Annotated in this window: 15 protein-coding genes; 6 read left to right on the top strand and 9 right to left on the bottom strand. The window is 65.2% G+C overall.

The features are described from left to right. Positions 1–99: 99 nt before the first annotated feature. Complete coding sequence (locus ACYVGK_RS06840) at positions 100–882, bottom strand: alpha/beta fold hydrolase (RefSeq protein ID WP_460732558.1); 783 nt, start codon at positions 880–882, stop codon at positions 100–102. Positions 883–1056: 174 nt separating this feature from the next. Between ACYVGK_RS06840 and ACYVGK_RS06835 the strand changes: the two genes are divergently transcribed. The 5 genes from ACYVGK_RS06835 (at position 1057) to ACYVGK_RS06815 (ending at position 7407) form a co-directional block, all read left to right on the top strand. Beyond that, positions 1057–2520 (top strand): HD domain-containing phosphohydrolase, encoded by a 1464-nt coding sequence (locus tag ACYVGK_RS06835; protein ID WP_460732557.1) that lies wholly within the window; start codon positions 1057–1059, stop codon positions 2518–2520. Between the two features lie 80 nt (positions 2521–2600). Next, positions 2601–4415: a monovalent cation:proton antiporter-2 (CPA2) family protein gene (locus ACYVGK_RS06830; RefSeq protein ID WP_460732556.1), complete on the top strand. Its 1815-nt coding sequence runs from the start codon at positions 2601–2603 to the stop codon at positions 4413–4415. A gap of 144 nt (positions 4416–4559) precedes the next feature. After that, entirely contained in the window at positions 4560–5039 is a 480-nt protein-coding gene (locus tag ACYVGK_RS06825; RefSeq protein ID WP_460732555.1) for a BON domain-containing protein, read from the top strand. Between the two features lie 154 nt (positions 5040–5193). After that, a complete protein-coding gene (locus ACYVGK_RS06820; protein ID WP_460732554.1) occupies positions 5194–7020 on the top strand; it encodes a diguanylate cyclase domain-containing protein in 1827 nt (608 codons plus the stop codon). A 96-nt stretch (positions 7021–7116) separates the two neighbouring features. Further along, positions 7117–7407, top strand: a complete 291-nt coding sequence (locus ACYVGK_RS06815; RefSeq protein WP_460732552.1) for a hypothetical protein — start codon at positions 7117–7119, stop codon at positions 7405–7407. A gap of 217 nt (positions 7408–7624) precedes the next feature. On the opposite strand, the gene ACYVGK_RS06810 is transcribed toward ACYVGK_RS06815, so the two are convergent. The 7 genes from ACYVGK_RS06810 to ACYVGK_RS06780 form a co-directional block, all read right to left on the bottom strand. Continuing rightward, positions 7625–8572, bottom strand: a complete 948-nt coding sequence (locus ACYVGK_RS06810; RefSeq protein WP_460732550.1) for an HlyD family efflux transporter periplasmic adaptor subunit — start codon at positions 8570–8572, stop codon at positions 7625–7627. After that, positions 8569–10689 carry a peptidase domain-containing ABC transporter gene (locus ACYVGK_RS06805; protein ID WP_460732549.1) on the bottom strand — a complete coding sequence of 707 codons (2121 nt, stop codon included), beginning with the start codon at positions 10687–10689 and terminating at the stop codon, positions 8569–8571. Before ACYVGK_RS06805 ends, ACYVGK_RS06810 begins: the two co-directional genes overlap by 4 nt. Continuing rightward, on the bottom strand, positions 10689–11204 hold the full coding sequence (locus tag ACYVGK_RS06800; protein WP_460732547.1) for a DUF6932 family protein: 516 nt from the start codon (positions 11202–11204) through the stop codon (positions 10689–10691). The genes ACYVGK_RS06805 and ACYVGK_RS06800 overlap by 1 nt, the downstream gene beginning before the upstream one ends. A 13-nt stretch (positions 11205–11217) precedes the next feature. Next, the gene (locus tag ACYVGK_RS06795; protein WP_460732545.1) at positions 11218–11907 is read right to left on the bottom strand and encodes a Fic family protein; all 690 of its coding nucleotides are present in this window, start codon (positions 11905–11907) and stop codon (positions 11218–11220) included. A gap of 217 nt (positions 11908–12124) precedes the next feature. Beyond that, on the bottom strand, positions 12125–12583 hold the full coding sequence (locus tag ACYVGK_RS06790) for a hypothetical protein (RefSeq protein ID WP_460732543.1): 459 nt from the start codon (positions 12581–12583) through the stop codon (positions 12125–12127). Positions 12584–12607: 24 nt separating this feature from the next. Next, complete coding sequence (locus ACYVGK_RS06785) at positions 12608–13306, bottom strand: hypothetical protein (RefSeq protein WP_460732542.1); 699 nt, start codon at positions 13304–13306, stop codon at positions 12608–12610. A gap of 212 nt (positions 13307–13518) precedes the next feature. Next, entirely contained in the window at positions 13519–14586 is a 1068-nt protein-coding gene (locus ACYVGK_RS06780; RefSeq protein WP_460732541.1) for a DUF4915 domain-containing protein, read from the bottom strand. A gap of 116 nt (positions 14587–14702) precedes the next feature. Here ACYVGK_RS06780 and ACYVGK_RS06775 point away from each other — a divergent pair, with 116 nt between their 5' ends. After that, a complete protein-coding gene (locus ACYVGK_RS06775) occupies positions 14703–15719 on the top strand; it encodes a hypothetical protein (RefSeq protein ID WP_460732540.1) in 1017 nt (338 codons plus the stop codon). A 109-nt stretch (positions 15720–15828) separates the two neighbouring features. On the opposite strand, the gene purD is transcribed toward ACYVGK_RS06775, so the two are convergent. Beyond that, on the bottom strand, positions 15829–17121 hold the full coding sequence (gene purD / locus ACYVGK_RS06770) for a phosphoribosylamine--glycine ligase (RefSeq protein WP_460732539.1): 1293 nt from the start codon (positions 17119–17121) through the stop codon (positions 15829–15831). Between the last annotated feature and the right edge of the window lies 1 nt (position 17122).

Below are 17122 nucleotides of genomic sequence, written 5' to 3'. Positions count from 1 at the left end.
CGCGATAACGACCCTGTTGCGACACGTGCATTGAGCCAGCAAAAAGGCCCCGCGGATCCGCGGGGCCTTTCGTCATTCGGTGTGCGTAACAGGCGAGCGTCAGCGCTTACCTTCCGCTGCCTGTTCGATCAGCTTCACGACGGCTTCCGGCTTGGACACATAGATCGCGTGGCTGCCGGCAATCTCGACTACGCTCGCGCCCGCGCGCTTGGCCATCATCTGCTGCGCCGGCGGCGGGATCATCTGGTCGTCGGTGGCGACCAGGTACCAGCTCGGCTTCGACTTCCATGCCGGTACGGTGACCTTTCCGGCGAGGGCTGCCACGCCCCACGGCACCTGCGACGCGCCCATGAACTCGGCCTCCTCGCTCGGTACGTCACCCGCAAACGATGCGGCGAACTTCGAACGATCCAGCAACAGGAAGCCCTCCTGCGGCGGCAGGATCGGCGGAACCGCGGCGCCCGGAGGCGGATTCGCGATCAGCGTCTGCACCGATTCGCCAGCGTCGGCTGCAAAGGCGGCGATGTATACCAGGCGCTCGACCTTGGGATCGGTGCCGGCTTCGGAGATCACCACGCCGCCGTAGGAGTGGCCGACTAGCACGACCGGGCCGTCCTGCTGCGCGATCACACGCTTGGTGAAGGCGACATCGTCCGCGAGTGTCGTGGTCGGGTTCTGGACGATGCTGACGTTGTAGCCGTCCTGCTTCAGCAGGTTGTAGACCTTCTGCCAGCCGGAACCGTCGACGAAGCCGCCATGGACCAGCACGACGTTCTTGATCGGCGGCAAAGGCTTGGCGGACTTGGCAGGCTTGGCGGCATGCGCGGCGGTGGCGAGGGACAGGGCGGCAACCGCAGCGAACGCGAGAGACTTCAGTTTCATGGGATTCTCCAGGGCGATGAGTGGCGGGTCGGACATTCATCGGTGGAATCGGCGATCCACCGTGCGACGCAGATTGCGCGTGCGGCTTCGCGCTCACCATCGGTCGAATGACCGAGGCCCCGGCGGGAAGCCCGTCGCTAGACTACCGGTCCCTGGCTACCGGTACCGACGTCCGTGGACGACTCCGCCGTCCCCCTGCTGGATGTGATCCGCTCCCTCGCGTTCGTGGGCGATCTCTCGATGGGCCAGCCGACCGATCATTCGCCGCGCGCCGCATGGATGGCCGGGCAGTTGGCGAACGCCACGGGTGCGGATCAGGCGACGTGCACGCGCGCCACGACCGTCGCATTGCTGCGCTGGTCAGGCTGTACCGCGAATGCGCCGGAGTTCGCGCAGTTGTTCGGCGACGATGTCGGCGGACGCAAGGCGCTACTCGCCACCCAATCCGCGGGCAGCAGCTTCCGTACTGCTACGCGCAGCAAGCAATCCGCATTCCTTTCGCTGTCGCGCATCCATTGCGAGGTGTCCGGCGATATCGCGGCGCAACTCGGTTTGGACGAAGCGACGCAGTTCGCGCTGCGGCATCTGTTCGAAAGCCATGACGGCAGCGGCGCCCCGGACGGCCTGCGCGGCGAGCAGGTGCCGCCGGCCGTGTACATGGCCTCGCTCGCCGGCGATCTCGACATCTTCAACCGCTTGTATGGGCATGAGCAGGCGTGCCGGATCATCGGCGAGCGCGCGGGCGGGTTGTATCCGCAGGCATTGGCGAGCGTGGTGCTGAAGCACGCTCGCGACTGGCTGGCCGCGCTCGATGACGATCCGATGCTGGCCGGCCCGTGTTCGCTCGATGCGGCGTTTGCGGGCCGCGCGACCTCGCTGGAGTTGCTTGCCGACGTCATCGATCTGAAGCTGCCGTGGATGACCGGCTATTCGCGTCAGGTGGCCAAGCTCGCGCGTGAGGCCGCGTTGCAGCTCGGACTGGATGCGGCCCGCCAGCAGCGCGTGTACCGCGCCGCGTTGATCCATGGCATGGGCCGCGCATCAGTGCCGAACATGATCTGGGATACACCGGGCCGGCTGGCCGAATCGGCGTGGGAGCGGGTGCGCCTGGTCCCGTATTGGACCGGACGCGCGGCGCGGCAGATCGGCTCGCTCGCCGGTGAAGCCGAGATCGCGTCGTACGTGTACGAGCGACCGGATGGCTCGGGCTACTTCCGCGAGATCAAGCACGCAGGGATTCCAATCGAGGGTCGCGTGTTGGCCGCAGCGGCGGCGCTCGTCGCGCTGCGTGCCGCACGTCCGTGGCGCGAGGCGTGTGGGGACGATGTGGCGAGCGAAATGTTGATGAAGGAAGCCGCGGCCGGGAGTTACGACACCGATGTCGTGCACGCGCTCGTGAACAAGCCGCGAGCGGCAATCGCGAAGTCGCCCATCGCCGCATCGGCGGGCCTACTGTCGGAGCGTGAGCGCGAGATCCTGCGTTGGATCAGTCTGGGCGCGAGCAACAAGATGGTCGCGCAGAAACTGTCGATCAGCCCGAGCACGGTCCGCACCCACGTAGAAAGTGTCTTCCGCAAACTGGAGTGTTCGACGCGCGCAGCGGCTACATTAAAGGCCACTCAGCTGGGCCTGCTGTAGCGGACGGAGCGATGTCCGCCGGCGCCGGAACATCCGCCGCGGCCCAAGCGCAAGCAACGCGAATCAGGAGAACGCACGTAATGACCGTCGAAGCCCACGGCCTGCAACTGCTGCCGGTAATCACGCTGTTGGCCGTGGCGGTAGTGGCCGCGCCGCTATTCAAGCGTCTGGGTCTCGGCTCGGTGCTGGGCTATCTCGCCGGCGGCATCGTGATCGGGCCGTTCGGGCTGCGCATGTTCACCGAGCCGGCCTCGATCCTGCAGATCGCCGAGTTGGGCGTGGTGATGTTCCTGTTCGTGATCGGCTTGGAAATGCGGCCGTCGCGGTTGTGGGCGATGCGCAAGCAGATCTTCGGACTCGGCTTCGCCCAGGTGCTCGCCTGTGCGCTGTTGCTGACGCTGGTCGGCGTGGCGACGGGCTTCCCGGTAGCGCCGTCGTTCGTCGCCGGCGCGGGCTTCGTGCTGACGTCCACCGCGATCGTGATGTCGCTGCTGGAGGAGCGCGGCGAACTGGCGTCCGAGAGCGGCCAGCGCATCGTCGCGATCCTCCTGCTCGAGGACCTGATGATCGTGCCGTTGCTGGCACTCGTGGCCTTCCTCGCGCCGATTGCGCCGGGCAATGCGGCGGAAGGCGGTATCCACTGGACCGCGATCGCGGTCGGCGCCGCCGCGATCGGTGGCCTGGTGGTGGCGGGGCGCTATCTGCTCAATCCGTTCTTCGGCTTCCTTGCCAACGCGCGCGCCCGCGAGGTGATGACCGCGGCGGCGCTGCTGGTCGTGCTGGGCGCCGCGTATGCGATGGAACTGGGCGGGCTGTCGATGGCGATGGGCGCGTTCATGGCCGGCGTGCTGCTGTCGGAGTCGAGTTACCGGCATCAGCTCGAAGTCGACGTCGAACCGTTCCGCGGCATCCTGCTTGGCCTGTTCTTCGTCGCGGTGGGCATGTCGCTGCAACTGGACGTGGTCGCGGCGAACTGGGTGATGATCCTGGGCTATGTCCTCGCCTACATGATGGTGAAGGCGCTGGCGATCTATGCGGTCGCGCGCCTGTTCCGCTCGAAGCATCGCGAAGCGATCGATCGCGCGTTGTTCATGGCGCAGGGCGGCGAATTCGCGTTCGTGCTGTACGCCGCCGCGGCCAGTGCGCACATCATCGACGCCGAGCAGAACGCGATCCTGACCGCGATCATCATCCTGTCGATGGTGCTTACGCCGCTGGCGATCGCGGTGCTGAATGTCGTGCGGCGCCGCGCGAAGCCGTCGATAGACGGGATGCCAGCGCCCGAAGGCCTGACCGGCGCGGCGCTGGTCATCGGCTTCGGCCGCATGGGCCAGATCGCCAGCCAGTATCTGTTCGCGCGCGGCTACGAGATCTCGATCATCGACACCGATGTGGAGATGGTCGACGTCGCGCGCGAACTCGGCTTCGACGTGTACTACGGCGACGGCACCCGTCTGGACATCCTGCATGCCGCCGGCGCGGCCGAAGCGCGCGTGGTGATGGTGTGCGTCGACAAGGCCGGTGAGGGCACGCGCATTACCGAGCTGGTGAAGGCGGAGTTCCCCGACACGCCGGTGCTTGCTCGCGCCGTCGATCGCGTCCACAGCATCGAGCTGATCCATGCCGGAGTCGATGTGCAGGTGCGCGAGACGTTCGAGTCGGCGCTGGTGCTGGGCGCCGCCGCGCTGGAGCGGCTCGGTGCGACGCAGGCGGAGATCGTTGAGATCACTGCGCGTATTCGCGAGCGCGATCAGCAGCGGATGCAGGTGGAGCTGGAGGCCGGGCTGATGGCGGGGCGTAAGCTGTTCAATGCACGGTTCATGCGGGGGGAGCAGGGTACCGACGTTGCAAGGAGCGACGAATCGGATGCCGAGGACTCGCGTCCGCCCGAATAGCTGCTTGCGCCTCGCCCCGCTCGAGCGGGCAGAAGAACAAGCAATGTGGATCGCCCCCGTCGCGCAGGGCGCAGATTCTTCTTCGCGCAGACTTTCTGCTCCGGATGACAGCATCCCGCACTGATGGCAGTGGAGGAGATGCGCATGAAAGGCTTGTTCAGATTGGCGGCGGCCTTCGCCGTGGGAGCGGTGGTGATGTATTACCTCGATCCGGTCGTGGGACGGCGCCGCCGCGCCCTGGCGCGCGATCGAGGCATGGCGATGGGTCACGAGCTTCAGGGGCGCGTGCGCGCGCAGTCCAAGCGTGCGGCCGATCGCGTGCGTGGCGCCCTCGCGCGCTCGCGTGCGTCGAGGTCGAACGTGCCGGTCGACGACGACATCCTGCGTGAGCGCATCCGCGCCAAGCTGGGACATCTGCTGGAACATCCTTCCGCCGTGGAAGTGCACGTCCAGGACGGCGTGGTCACCTTGGGTGGGCATGTGGGCGCGGAGGAAATCGACGACATGCTCGACGTGCTGGCGGACATGCTGGGTGTCGAAGGCATCGAGAATCACCTGTCGATCGACGGATCCGACGTCGAGCCAATGACCGAACCAGGAGCGATACGCGAAGCGCGACACTGATGCGCCTGTGTTTCCAAGGGAGACCGCGCGGCGTGTCGAAATTGTGAAGGGAACGTGACGGCGTTTCTGGGTGTTCTTCCGGATGCCGTCCCGCTTCAAATCACGCAAGGATCGCTTTTATGATGCAGGCAACTCTCCGGAATGAGAGGTCGGCATGAGTAGCGCCATTCCGACACCGGTGCGGGTATGGCAGGACTGCCTGATCATGGCAGTGGCCATCTGCGTCCTGGACTGGCTGTCCTTGGAATTCGTGCGCGGCTCCGGCGAACTGGCCGCGGTCTGGTTCGGTACCGGTGTTCTTACCGGATGGATCCTGTCGCGACCAACGGCGTTTTGGCCGTCCTACCTCCTGGCCGGACTGGCTGCCGAAGTCGCAGCGCGCCTGCTCGCCGGCGACACGCCTGTGTATTCGTTCTTGATCGGGGCGTGCAACGTCATCGAGATGCTGATCGTCGCGGGCGCCGTGCGGCGTCGCGTGCCCGATGTGGGCGATCCGAAGCGTTGGATCCTGCTGGGCGGTATTGCCACGGCGAGCACGCTGATTGCGTGTGCCATTTCCGGACTGGCCGCCGCGACTATCAATCTTGTGCTCAAGGACGGTCAGTTCGGCGCGAGCTTCCTGACCTGGTATGCGGCCCATGTCGTGGGCATGGTGATCTTCGCAACCAGCACCCTAGTGTGGCATCGCGAAGGCCGAGGCCTGTTTGCTGCGGAAGGGCGGCGCATTTCCTTCGCGCTCACGATGTTGCTGATCGCGCTACTGGGGCTGGTAGCGTTCAGCGTGCCGTATCCGATGCTGTTCCTGGCGTATCCGCCGCTCGTGCTGGCCGCATTCCGCTACCGCTTCCGCGGCGTGGCGCTGGGCGTGCTGTTGCTGAGCATCATCGGCAGCGTGGCCACGGTGACGGGCAAGGGTGCGATCGCGCAGGTGCGCGATCTGGATACGGCCGGCCATATCGCGTTGCTGCAGCTGTACATTGCCGGCGCGTGCCTGATGACGATTCCGGTCGCGTTGGCGATGGCCGAGCGCAAGCGGCTCAATATGCGAGTGCGCGAAAGCGAGCAGGCGTATCGCATGCTCGCGGACTACTCGCACGACGTGATCGTGCGCATGCGTCCCGACGGCGAACGCCTGTACGTGTCTCCTTCCGCGCGCGACATCCTTGGGCGGACGCCGATCGAGATGCTGGGATCGCGCTGGGATCTGATCCATCCCGACGACCGCGAGCGACAGTTGGAGGTGATGCGCGAAGTGCTCGCCAACGGCGAACCGCGCACCGCGATCTATCGCGTGCAGCACAAGGATGGTCACTACGTCTGGATCGAAGCGGTTACGCGCACGATCCCGGGCAAGGACGGCGGGAGCATGGACATCATCTTCACCGGCCGCGATATCAGTCGTCGCGTCGCCGCGGAAAAGGCGCTCGAGGCGAGCCGCCTGGAGCTCGAACGACTGGCTCGCGTGGACGCGCTGACCGGTCTGGCCAATCGCCGCCAGCTCGACGAACGACTGGGACTGGCGCTGGGCCGGTTGCAACGCCACGGCGCGCCGGTCGCATTGATGTATCTGGACGTCGATCACTTCAAGCGCATCAACGACACGTGGGGTCATGCCGCGGGCGATCAGGTGCTGTGTTCGTTTGCCGAGCGACTGACGCGCTGCGTGCGAACCATCGACCTGGTCGCGCGGCTGGGCGGCGATGAATTCGTTGTAGTGGTCGAAGATGCAACCTTGCCACGCGCGGCAGAGGCGATCGCGCGCAAGCTCATCGACGAGATGCATCACAGCATCGACGTCGAAGGCGCAGCGCTGGTGGTCACCACCAGCATCGGTATCGCCTACGCCACCGCACCCACCGAAACCACGAAGCTGCTGGCGGCCGCGGACGCCGCGCTGTACGCCGCCAAACAGGCCGGCCGGAATACTTACCGGATGCGGCCGGCGGTCGATCCGCGACATGGCGAGTTGGCCGATCTCTGAAGCGGCTTCACGCCGCGTCGACACGGTGGCGCGCCATTACGTTTCCGGCCAGCTCTGTGCGGCTAGGCTGCAGATCAACCCTCAAAGGAGGACGCCATGACTGCGGATACCAAGACGTCGCTCGATCGGGTCAATGACGCACTGGCGCAACTCAAGGAGATGCGCCACTACGCCAAGAACAACGTCGAGCGTTTGACGACGCAGTGGCTGTTGTTCGATGGCGAGCTGAAGAAGCTCAAGCAGGCGGGCAACATTGAAGACCTGATGACCCGCGAAGGCGAGTTGTACGAGGCGCTGGAGGCGGAGATCACCGCGCTGGAAGACCTGGTGGTGCAGTTGCGGCCGGCGCCGGAACAGCCGGAGACGCCGGACGGCACATTGCATTGACGTGTTGTCCTTCTCCCCGCCTCAGCGGGGAGAAGCTGGCGCGCGGCGTCGGTGAGGCGCGCTTCTCGCAAGCCGCGTGATGCCGCCCTCTGCCCATGTGTTGCAGTCGCGAGACTGGGCGCGGAGCACTAGTCAGGCGACGCCTTCAAACTGAGGCGCGACCACGATCAGCCTCGTAGCACCTGCAGGATGGCGGCCGACTCGCCGCACGTGGCCCTCAGCGATACCGCGCCAGCAGCCAGGCAGCAATCGTCTGTTCTTGCCCATGTAGTTTGATGGGTGCAGTCATGCCTGGGGTGAGGCGTGGGAGCTGCGCGTCCGGAATGGCGTGCTCGCCGATTTCGATGTCAACGGCGACCAGCGGCACCCGGGGCAGCAGTTGCGGATCGATGGCCTCGGGCGTCACCGGCAGGCGCGAGATGCGCACGATCTTGCCTGTGATCGTAGCGGCTCTCGACCAGCTGTCCTGTTCCAGGCTGATCGTAGCCGTGGATCCGACATTCACCCGGTTGGCGGAGCTCGCCGGCAGGTACGCGATCGCATGAAACCGCGGCGCATCGTCGACGATCGAGCCCAGGATCTGACCCTGTCGCACACTTTCGCCTTCGCGCAGACGCAGATCGATCACGCGGCCGCTGCGTGGCGCGGTGACATAGGTTCGCGCGCCGCCGCGCAGCGACTGCAGGCGGTTGTCGATGTCCATGAGGGCCATTTCATACTGATCCTCCAATTCAGCGGTCGCCGCGCCGGCTGCGGCCTTGGAGCCCGCATGCAGCTGCTCCAGCTTGGCCGTGACCTGCTTGCGGCGCATGCCCAACCGCTCTTCCATCTCTTGTGCACCGGGACGCGGGTGATCGATGACCAGCAAGGTTTCGCCGCTGGCCACCATGTCCTGGTCGCGGGCGAGGACCTCGCGCACGGTGCCGTTCCTGGCCACGCCGAGTTGGGCGCTGGCTCCTTCCGACAGCAACACGCCCAACGCGTCCACTCGCACGCCTATGCGGACGAATGCGACATACAGCAGTATCAAAACAAAGCTCAGCCCAAGACCGATGCTCAGCCAGCGCTCGAAGCGGGGCTCCGGCACCAGGTTCGGCGCATCGGAGTGCGGCGCGAATCCCCTACGGATAGCGGGCGTGGCGGTCTGTTCCTGCACAGTGCTCATGCCATGGCCTCCTCGGCGGGTGCGATTACACGCCCCTGCTCGCGTAGTCCGCGGGAGTCCATCAGGATCAGACGATCCGCATACTGACGGAGCGCGCCGTGGTGGGTCACGACGATCTTCGTCGAGCGCAATTGGCGAAGCCGGTCGAAGATGCGAGCCTCCGCGTCCGGGTCGACGTTGGAAGTGGCTTCATCCAGCAACAGGATGCGTGGACGTCGATACAGCGCGCGTGCGATCAGCACGCGCTGTCGCTGCCCGGCGGACATCAGCCGCCCGCCGTCGCCGACCGGCGTGTGGATGCCCAGCGGCAGGGCGCGCACCATGTCCCAGGCTTCTGCTGCAGTCAGAGCGTCGATCGCACGCTGCAGGTCCGGCTGGTCGTCGAACATGGTGATGTTGTCGAATACCGTGCCGCCGAGCAGCTCGTCTTCCTGCATTACTGCACCGAGCGAGCGGCGCAAGACACGTGGACCGAATGCGGAGATCGGCGTGCCGTCCAGCAGGATTTCGCCTGCCGTGGGCGTGTAGAGCCCTGCGAGCAGTCGCAACAGTGTGCTTTTTCCACGACCCGAAGGCGCCACGATCATCACCAGTTCGCCGGGTTCGATCTTCAGGTTCAGCGCCTCCAGCAACATCGGTTCATTGGCCGAATGACGGAAGTGCAGGTTGCGGATTTCCAATGCGCCGGCGCGGGTGTAGTCGCCGAATTCACGCACGTCGTTCCAACGCGGCTCCGGCTCGGTGTCGAACACTTCCGACACGCGGCTCATATGGAACTTGAGCAGCCACAGCGCGCTGACCTGATCGATGGCGGCGGCGATCTTGTCGGCCAGATAGCGTCGATAGATGACGAAGGCGAACAGGGCGCCCACCGACAGTTCACCCGCCGCGATCATGACCGCACCCATGTAGATCATGGCCAGCGAACTGACGGCCGAGAGCAGGTTCGAGGTCGATTGCTGCAGCGCGGTGGCGGTCTGCGCGCCCGCGTTGGCCACGACGTACTGACGGAAGCTCGCGTCCCAGACGCGCTCCTGGTTGAATTCGGCGCCCGCCAGCTTGAGCGACTGCATGTTGCGGAAGGCTTCCCAACGCTTGGCGCCCTCCTGGATACGATGCAGGGCGGCCTCGGCCGATGTCCGGTTGATGTAGGGACTGAAGGCCAGCTTGCAGACGACAGTAAGCAGGACCGACACGATCACCACGAAAGCAAGCTTCGGCGAAACCAGCACCAGGGCCAGCGCCAGCAGGAGGCCCAGGCTGCCGTCGATGACCAGCGTCGCCAAACCGGAGCCCAATGCACTGCGCATGGGTTCGATCGAGTCGAAGCGCGTGGTGATGTCGGCGATCCGGCGTCGTTCGAACCAGGGCATGGGAAGCGCCATCAGGTGCCGGAACAGATTGCGCGCCGTGTAATCCGACAAATGCGTCGAGATCTTCTGGTTGATCAGGGCGCGCCAGGATTCGACGAAGAAGTTGGCGAGGTACACCAGCAGGACACAGCCGGAGATTGCGGCTACGGCATGCACGTCGCCTTCCATCGCGCCCATGTTGATGGTCAGCTGCGACAAGAGCGGCACGCCCAGTGCGGCCAGCTGCAACAGGAGCGAGAGCGCGAGTAGTTGAGCCACCCGGCTGCGCGTGCCCCGCATCGCGGCCTGGATCAGGTCCAGGCGAAGCCGCGTGCGAGGACCGCTGCGCCGGAAAGCATGGGCGCGTTGCAACTGGATCGCGCGGCCCGAGAACCGGCATGCGAATTCCTCTGCCGCCAGCGTCCGTTCACCCAGTGCGGGATCGAAGATGCGCACACGACCGCCACGAACGGCGAGCAACAGCACGAAGTGGCGTTCATTCCAGTGGGCGATGGCTGGCAATTGCAGTTGCCCGACCTCCGCCGCCTCGCACGCCACCGGACTGGCCAGCAGGTTCAGACCCACGGCGATGTCGCACAGTTGGCCTGCTGAAGCGCCACGTACGGAGACGTTATGGTTGCGGCGCATGTCAGCGGCGCTCAGGGCGCCGCCGAGCACGGCGGTCGCCGCCGCCAGGCACATCAGGCCGCACTCGGCTTCCTCCGCCTGCAGATAGTCCGAGAGTTGGTAAGAGGATCCAAACACTAGAGGCTTCCTTGTGTGATCAGCAGTGCGCCCTTGCGGGCCTCCGACCGGTCTCGTTCGGAGGAATAGAGCATGGCGAAGTAACACGCGGCCTTGATGAGCACCTGCGGGCCGGCATCGGTGGGAACGAAACGCAGGTCCAGGGCGCGGGCTTTTCCACGCGCGGCGATGGCGGCAAGCGCTTGCGCCGTTTGGCGGGAATCGGCGGGAGCGCGCATTGCATAGAACAACACGGCATCGAAATCCCGCGGCGCGTCGTTTTGTACATCGAGTAGCGATCCGCCGACGAGCAATGCCTCAACTTCGCACAGCGGCGCGAGTTCCAGCAGGGTCTGGCGCAGGCTGGCGACCAAAGCCTGGCGCGCGGGGGATTGCGCGAACCTCGCGATGAATGTGTGCGGGTCAATCAGGTAAGGCGACGCATTGGCGGGAGAGGAGCGTGCAATGTCCTGGTCCAGAAACAGCGGTACGCCTTGGTCAATGGCGGTCTGAAGCGGGGTATCGGTCTCGCGCATGGTTTCGGTCTCCCTACGCGGTTGTAGCCGTCATCCGGGCGGAATGACCGGGCGCAAGGGAGCGAACCAGGCTTTCCAGCAGCGTCGCATGGAATCCTGTGAGCGCCGACCAGCGGCCCTGCAGTTCCAGCTCGCGCAGGCAGATCTCGAAACTGTGCGGCGCATGGCGGCGCAATGCATAGATGGGCACGTGCAACGCCGGGTGATAGGACTCCTGCCAGAGCAGGGCGTTGTAAAGCACCCGTGAGACACGTCCGTTGCCGTCGCGCAACGGATGCAGATTAAGTACGGCGGCCTGAAGGGCCACAGCGCGGAAGACGGCCGGCAACGATGCGTCACGAGCCAAATCCTGCATGCGGATCAGCCTGGGCACGATGTGCTCGGGAGAGGCGAAGGCCACGCTCACGCCTGCGCCGTCGGGAACCAGTCGTGCCACCTCGCGACGTAATGCCGGCGCTTTCACGCCTGCAAGTTCCGCGCATTCGAGCAGCGCTGAAACCAGCGCGTCGAAATCGTGGCTCAGGAAAGCCGCCACTAGTCGTTGACCAATCGTTTGAGTTGATACCCGCTCCGCTGCCAACGTGCCTTCGCGAAAATCCGGCCGTCCGCTGCGTGCGATGGCGTGCGACGCCAAAGGGTGCACGAGACTTGCGGCGTCGGCATCGCTCCACGCCCAGCGTGCGTTCGGGTCGGCGTGCGCCACCAGCTCCGCGCGCGCCTTCGCGAGGCGTTCGCAGTGCAGGTGGGTTTGCGGATCCAGCGTGGATGAATCCGGGAGTGGAAACAGTGGCCGGGAGTGCATGGGCTGATGATCGTGGAAACGAGTAGTTATGAAGACTGGCGCAGTCCTGGATTGGCGATTTCGCTCAGTCTCTGCGGAAAAAAGCGGGGGCGCATTCGCGCCCCCGCCGAATTACCCATCAGAGCACTTCGAACTGACCGCCTGGCTTGCGCACGACGGTGATCGAGGTCTTCTCGGCTGCCGCCTGATCCTGGCCAGCCTTCACACCCCACAGACTGAAGTGCATCTGAATTGCGCCGCCCTCCTGGCAGTTCAGCGAGATCATTTCGATGGTGCGGCCAGCGACTACCGCATTGACGCGTTTGACGGTCGCTGCATCCGCTGCTTTGCCGCCGAAAGTCATCGCGTACAGTTCGCCGGAATAGCCGACTCCGTTTGCATTGCGACGCTGTCCATAGCGAAGCTCGGCATCGGTCGTCTTCCCGCTGCGGTCCTTGCAGCTGTACTGGGTGGTAGTGGCCCAGCTGGCTGCGGGCAGGAAGTTTTTCATTGCGATCTTCTGTGCCTGGGCCGGAGCGGTGAACAGCAACCCCATGGTCAGCAGGCTGAGGGGAAGGACGGTGGCAATAGTCTTCATGGGCAAGTTCTTCCTACGGACGGATTAGCACGGGCTGGGCTGGAGGCTCTGGGAAATCGTCTGTCCCTTGGGCGTGCTGGTGCTCGGCGGGTTGTACAGGTTCTTGTTGCTGTAGTTGTACTCACGCAGCACACCATCGGGGCCGATGATGAAATGCGCGAACGTCGCCGGATTCGCGCCCGCGGCGATGATCTGGTCGGCGGCCGCCCAGTCGTTCGTGGATGGATGACGATTGATCGTGGCCTCGGCGCTGCTGCTGCTGTAGATGCCGCTGGGATGGCTGTGGACGATTCCGAGAATCTGGCCCGCCGAAATTCCCAGCGCTTGCAGATCGATGGAGGCCGACTGACCGCTGCTGCCGCCGGCGATGGTCGCGCTGGAGCGGATCGCACCCATTGCATCGCGATAGATCACGGACGCGTACTCGCGCGTGGACTGGTCGGAGCGCGAGCGGATGTCGCGCGTTGCCTGCGAGGCGAGCGACTCCGAGTAGCCCTGGACCGTGCCGGCATCGTGCGACTGGCAATCCGGAGGAGGTGGCTCGCCGCCGCCGCCGCTGGTGTCGCCGTAGTAGCCGTCGTAGGCATCCCAATTGAACGAGTCGTGCCACAAATCCGTGTAGCCGAAATCTCCCCAATAAGCCGGAGCGGTAACGACGACGGTCTCCAGCGTGACCACGCCGCCGGTAATGAGCTCAAGCTCTTCTTTCGAAAGTTCCCTCATGGGTACAAGTTTTCCTTTTGATGGTTGGACTCCATTTCCACCCGCTCGTCCCCTACTGCTCCCTTTAACGAGCGGGTACCCGCCGGTGTTGCCACCGGCGCCGGTACTGCACTTGCTGCATCAGGCCCACCTGGGGTGGGCATGATTCTTCGCACGCGCGTCGGTCCAACACCGGCCATCGCGGGCAGTGTCCTTCGAAAAACTAATTCCACTCAGTGTGGCGTCGCCTCCGCATAGACGAAGGTGGTCGCCGTCTGCATGTTGTCCGGTTGCAGGATGCGCACGGCCGGCTTGTGCAGGACACGTATGGAGGCGATCTCCGCCAGCCCCGGTAGTTCGACTTCCCCCAGGATTTCGCCACTGCGCACGTCGACGACGTGGAGTCGGCAGGCATCCTGGGCCGCGAGACGCGTTGCGAGCACATCGGCCACGGTGCCGCTGCTGGGGCGCAACCGCGACATGCCCATGAAAGCGTGCGTGCCCCGAATGTCCAGGCCGCGCAGCAACCCCGGCATCTGCACTACGGTGCGCGTCCTGACGGTGTCCGGGTCGGCTTGCAACAAGCGCCCGTGCCCGGACTCCAGCAACCACAGCCTGTCGTCGTACAACATCGGCGAATGTGGCATGGACAGGTTGTCGAGGATGACGCCGCGACGCATGCACAGCAGCACGCCACCGTCGGGAGCAACGGCGCGCCAGCCCTCCTGCGTGCCGGTAGCCGCCAGCGCAGTGGCGAAGCGAGGTCCGTCCGGTCCCATGGCCATGCCGTTGAGATGGCAGCAGTCGCCGAGCGAAGGTTCCGATACGAAATCGGGGACCCATTCGACCCGGAAATGGCTGCGGACATCGGTGCGACACAGCGCGGAAAACTGTGTGTTGACGAACCAGAGATCACCGCGCGCATCCCAGCCCACTTCGTGCACGCTGGCCGCGCCAGTGACGTGCATGGACACCGGCAGGTAGGTGGCTTGGGAGGGGTCGTTGGGACTGATGTCCTGGAAGATGCGGATCGCCATGGCGGTACCGATAGCGAAAGCAGTGCCGTCGGTAGCTATTCCCATGGGGGCGGGTACGCGCAGTTGCGTGGCGCAGACCTCATCGCCCTCGACACAGAGCAACAGCAGCGCCGAATCCTGCCGGCTGGCAATCGCCAGCGATGCGCCGCGTAGCGCCTCGACGAATCCGGGCGTTGCGCGCAGCGTTCGTTTGGGCGGCGGAGGATTCTCGTGTTGCCACCATGCGTGTGACGCACGGATATGGAATCGCGATGGCGAACTCATGCTCCAACGTAGTCCTTTACTTCGAGCGTTCTTGAGTGTCATACAGATCGTGTTACCTTCGCAAGCAAGGTCCGCGGCGCAATTGGCGGATCACAACAGGATCGGAGTGCAAGGGAATGCGCAAAAACGCGGCGATCGCGCTGGGCTTCGTGGCGGTCATGGTGATCACTTGGTTTGTGGCACGCAGCAGCGTGCCTGCTGCCACCGGAATGGCAGCCGCTGCGACTCATGTGCAGACCGCCCCTGTATTGCCCACGTCCTCGGTGAAGCCCATTGCAGCGGCGCCGCTGCCACCGCTGGAAGCGCCGTTGGCTTCCGCCATAGACGACTTGCGTCGGCGCGCCAACGCAGGCGACCCGGGTGCGGCCTGTCGCCTGGCTGCAGAGTTGACCGAGTGCGACGAGCTGCGCTATCGGCGTACAGAAGACGAGCGCTGGCTGGCGCAGCGTCAGCGTGCGTTGCAGGTGATCACCGATCCGGCCGTCAGGCAGATGGCTGTGCAGAACATCGACAGCGAAATGGCATTGCGTAGCCATCGCGTGGATGCATTGGCCCAACACTGCGCCAAGGTTCCGCCGCCGACCGTGGCCGAAAGTGTGGCGCTGTGGCGCCAGGCCGCGTTGCTGGGAAATCCCGCGGCACTGCGCCAGTACGCCAGCGGCAACGCATTCCGCTGGAACAATCTGATGGAAGCGTTGCCGCAATTGCAGGCCTATCGCGGGGAAGCCGAATCCATGGCCCGGCAACTGGCGCGGCAGGGCGACATCGACATGATCCTCGCTCTCGCCGCCGGATATGCTCCCGCGCCGACCGCCAGTCGCTCGCTGCTGGCACAGACGCTCAAGCCCGACGGAGCGAAGGCAATGGCGCTGTACCTGCGCGCTCAGGAAGCGCTGCAGTCTGATGCTTCGGGAAACTACGCTGCGTTGGCCAGCGATGTCGGCAACGAGATCGATGCCTTGCGCGCCCAGCTTGCGCCTGAGGATCAGGCTCGGGCTGCGCAAATGGCGCGCACGGAATTCGCCGGCTGGAATCCTCCGGTGCTACGCGGAGCACAGGAGCGCATCAACGCGACCGGTCGTCAGCGTGATGTGCATCGCGCGGCATGCAGCCCGGTAACCCAGGTGATGTGAGACGAAGTCCCGCGGTGCAGTCCCCGGGACTCGGGTACGTTGCGTCACATCCGGAATGAGCGGGCACGGCAGCGATTGCCCCGCGCACCGCCGAGGAAACGATCGGCGATCAGGCCTTCAGTTGTTCCCGCTCGATCGCACGCCAGCCGATGTCGTGGCGGTGGAATTCGCCGTGCCAGGAGATGCCGGAGACGGCGTCGTAGGCGCGCTTCTGCGCTTCCGCGACCGTGTCACCCAGGGCGCACACGCACAGCACGCGGCCACCGGAGGTGATGACGTGTTCGCCTTCCAGCTTGGTGCCGGCATGGAAGACCTTGGTGCCTTCGACGTCTGGCACATCGATGGAGTTGATCACGTCGCCGGTACGCGGCGTCCCCGGGTAGTGTTCCGCGGCCATCACCACGCCCAGGCTCGGGCGCGGGTTCCACTGCGCGGTGGTGGCATCCAGTTTCTCGTCGATCGCGGCTTCGACCAGGTCGAGCAGATCGCTCTGCAGGCGCAGCATCACCGGCTGGGTCTCCGGATCGCCGAAGCGCACGTTGAACTCGATCACCTTGGGGGCGCCGCTCTGGTCGATCATCAGTCCGGCATAGAGGAAACCGGTGAACGGCACGCCGTCCTTCACCATGCCCTGCACGGTGGGATTCACCACTTCGCGCATCACGCGCTCGTGCACTTCGGACGTGACCACGGGGGCGGGCGAATACGCGCCCATGCCGCCGGTGTTCGGTCCGGTGTCGCCGTCGCCGACGCGCTTGTGATCCTGTGAAGTCGCCATCGGCAGTGCGGTGGTGCCGTCGACCATGGAGATGAAGCTGGCTTCTTCGCCCTCGAGGAATTCCTCGATCACCACGCGCGCGCCGGCCGCGCCGAAGGCATAGCCACCGAGCATGTCGGTGATCGCCGCTTCGGCTTCGGCGAGGGTCATCGCCACGATCACGCCCTTGCCCGCGGCGAGGCCGTCGGCCTTGATCACGATCGGCGCGCCCTTTTCGCGCACGTACTCCAGCGCTTCCTCGACGTGGGTGTGCACGGCGTAATGCGCGGTGGGAATGTTGTGACGGGCAAGGAAGTCCTTGGCGAAGGCCTTGCTGCCTTCCAGCTGCGCGGCCGCGGCGGTGGGGCCGAAGATGCGGTGGCCCTGGGCGCGAAAGGCGTCGACGACGCCGGCGACCAGCGGACCTTCAGGGCCAACCACGGTGACCGCGACTTCCTCGCGATCGACCAGGTCGAGCAGGCCGTGCACATCGGTGGCGTTGACCGCGACGTTGCGGCACTTGTCTTCCGTCGCCGTGCCGGCGTTGCCCGGCGCGACCAGCACTTCACTGACGCGCACGGATTGCGCCAGCTTCCAGGCCAGGGCGTGTTCGCGACCGCCGGAACCGATGACGAGGACTTTCATG

Source organism: Lysobacter tyrosinilyticus, from assembly GCF_054779815.1.
Note: the sequence above shows the minus strand (reverse complement) of the source record. Positions and strands in the feature narration are given on the sequence as shown.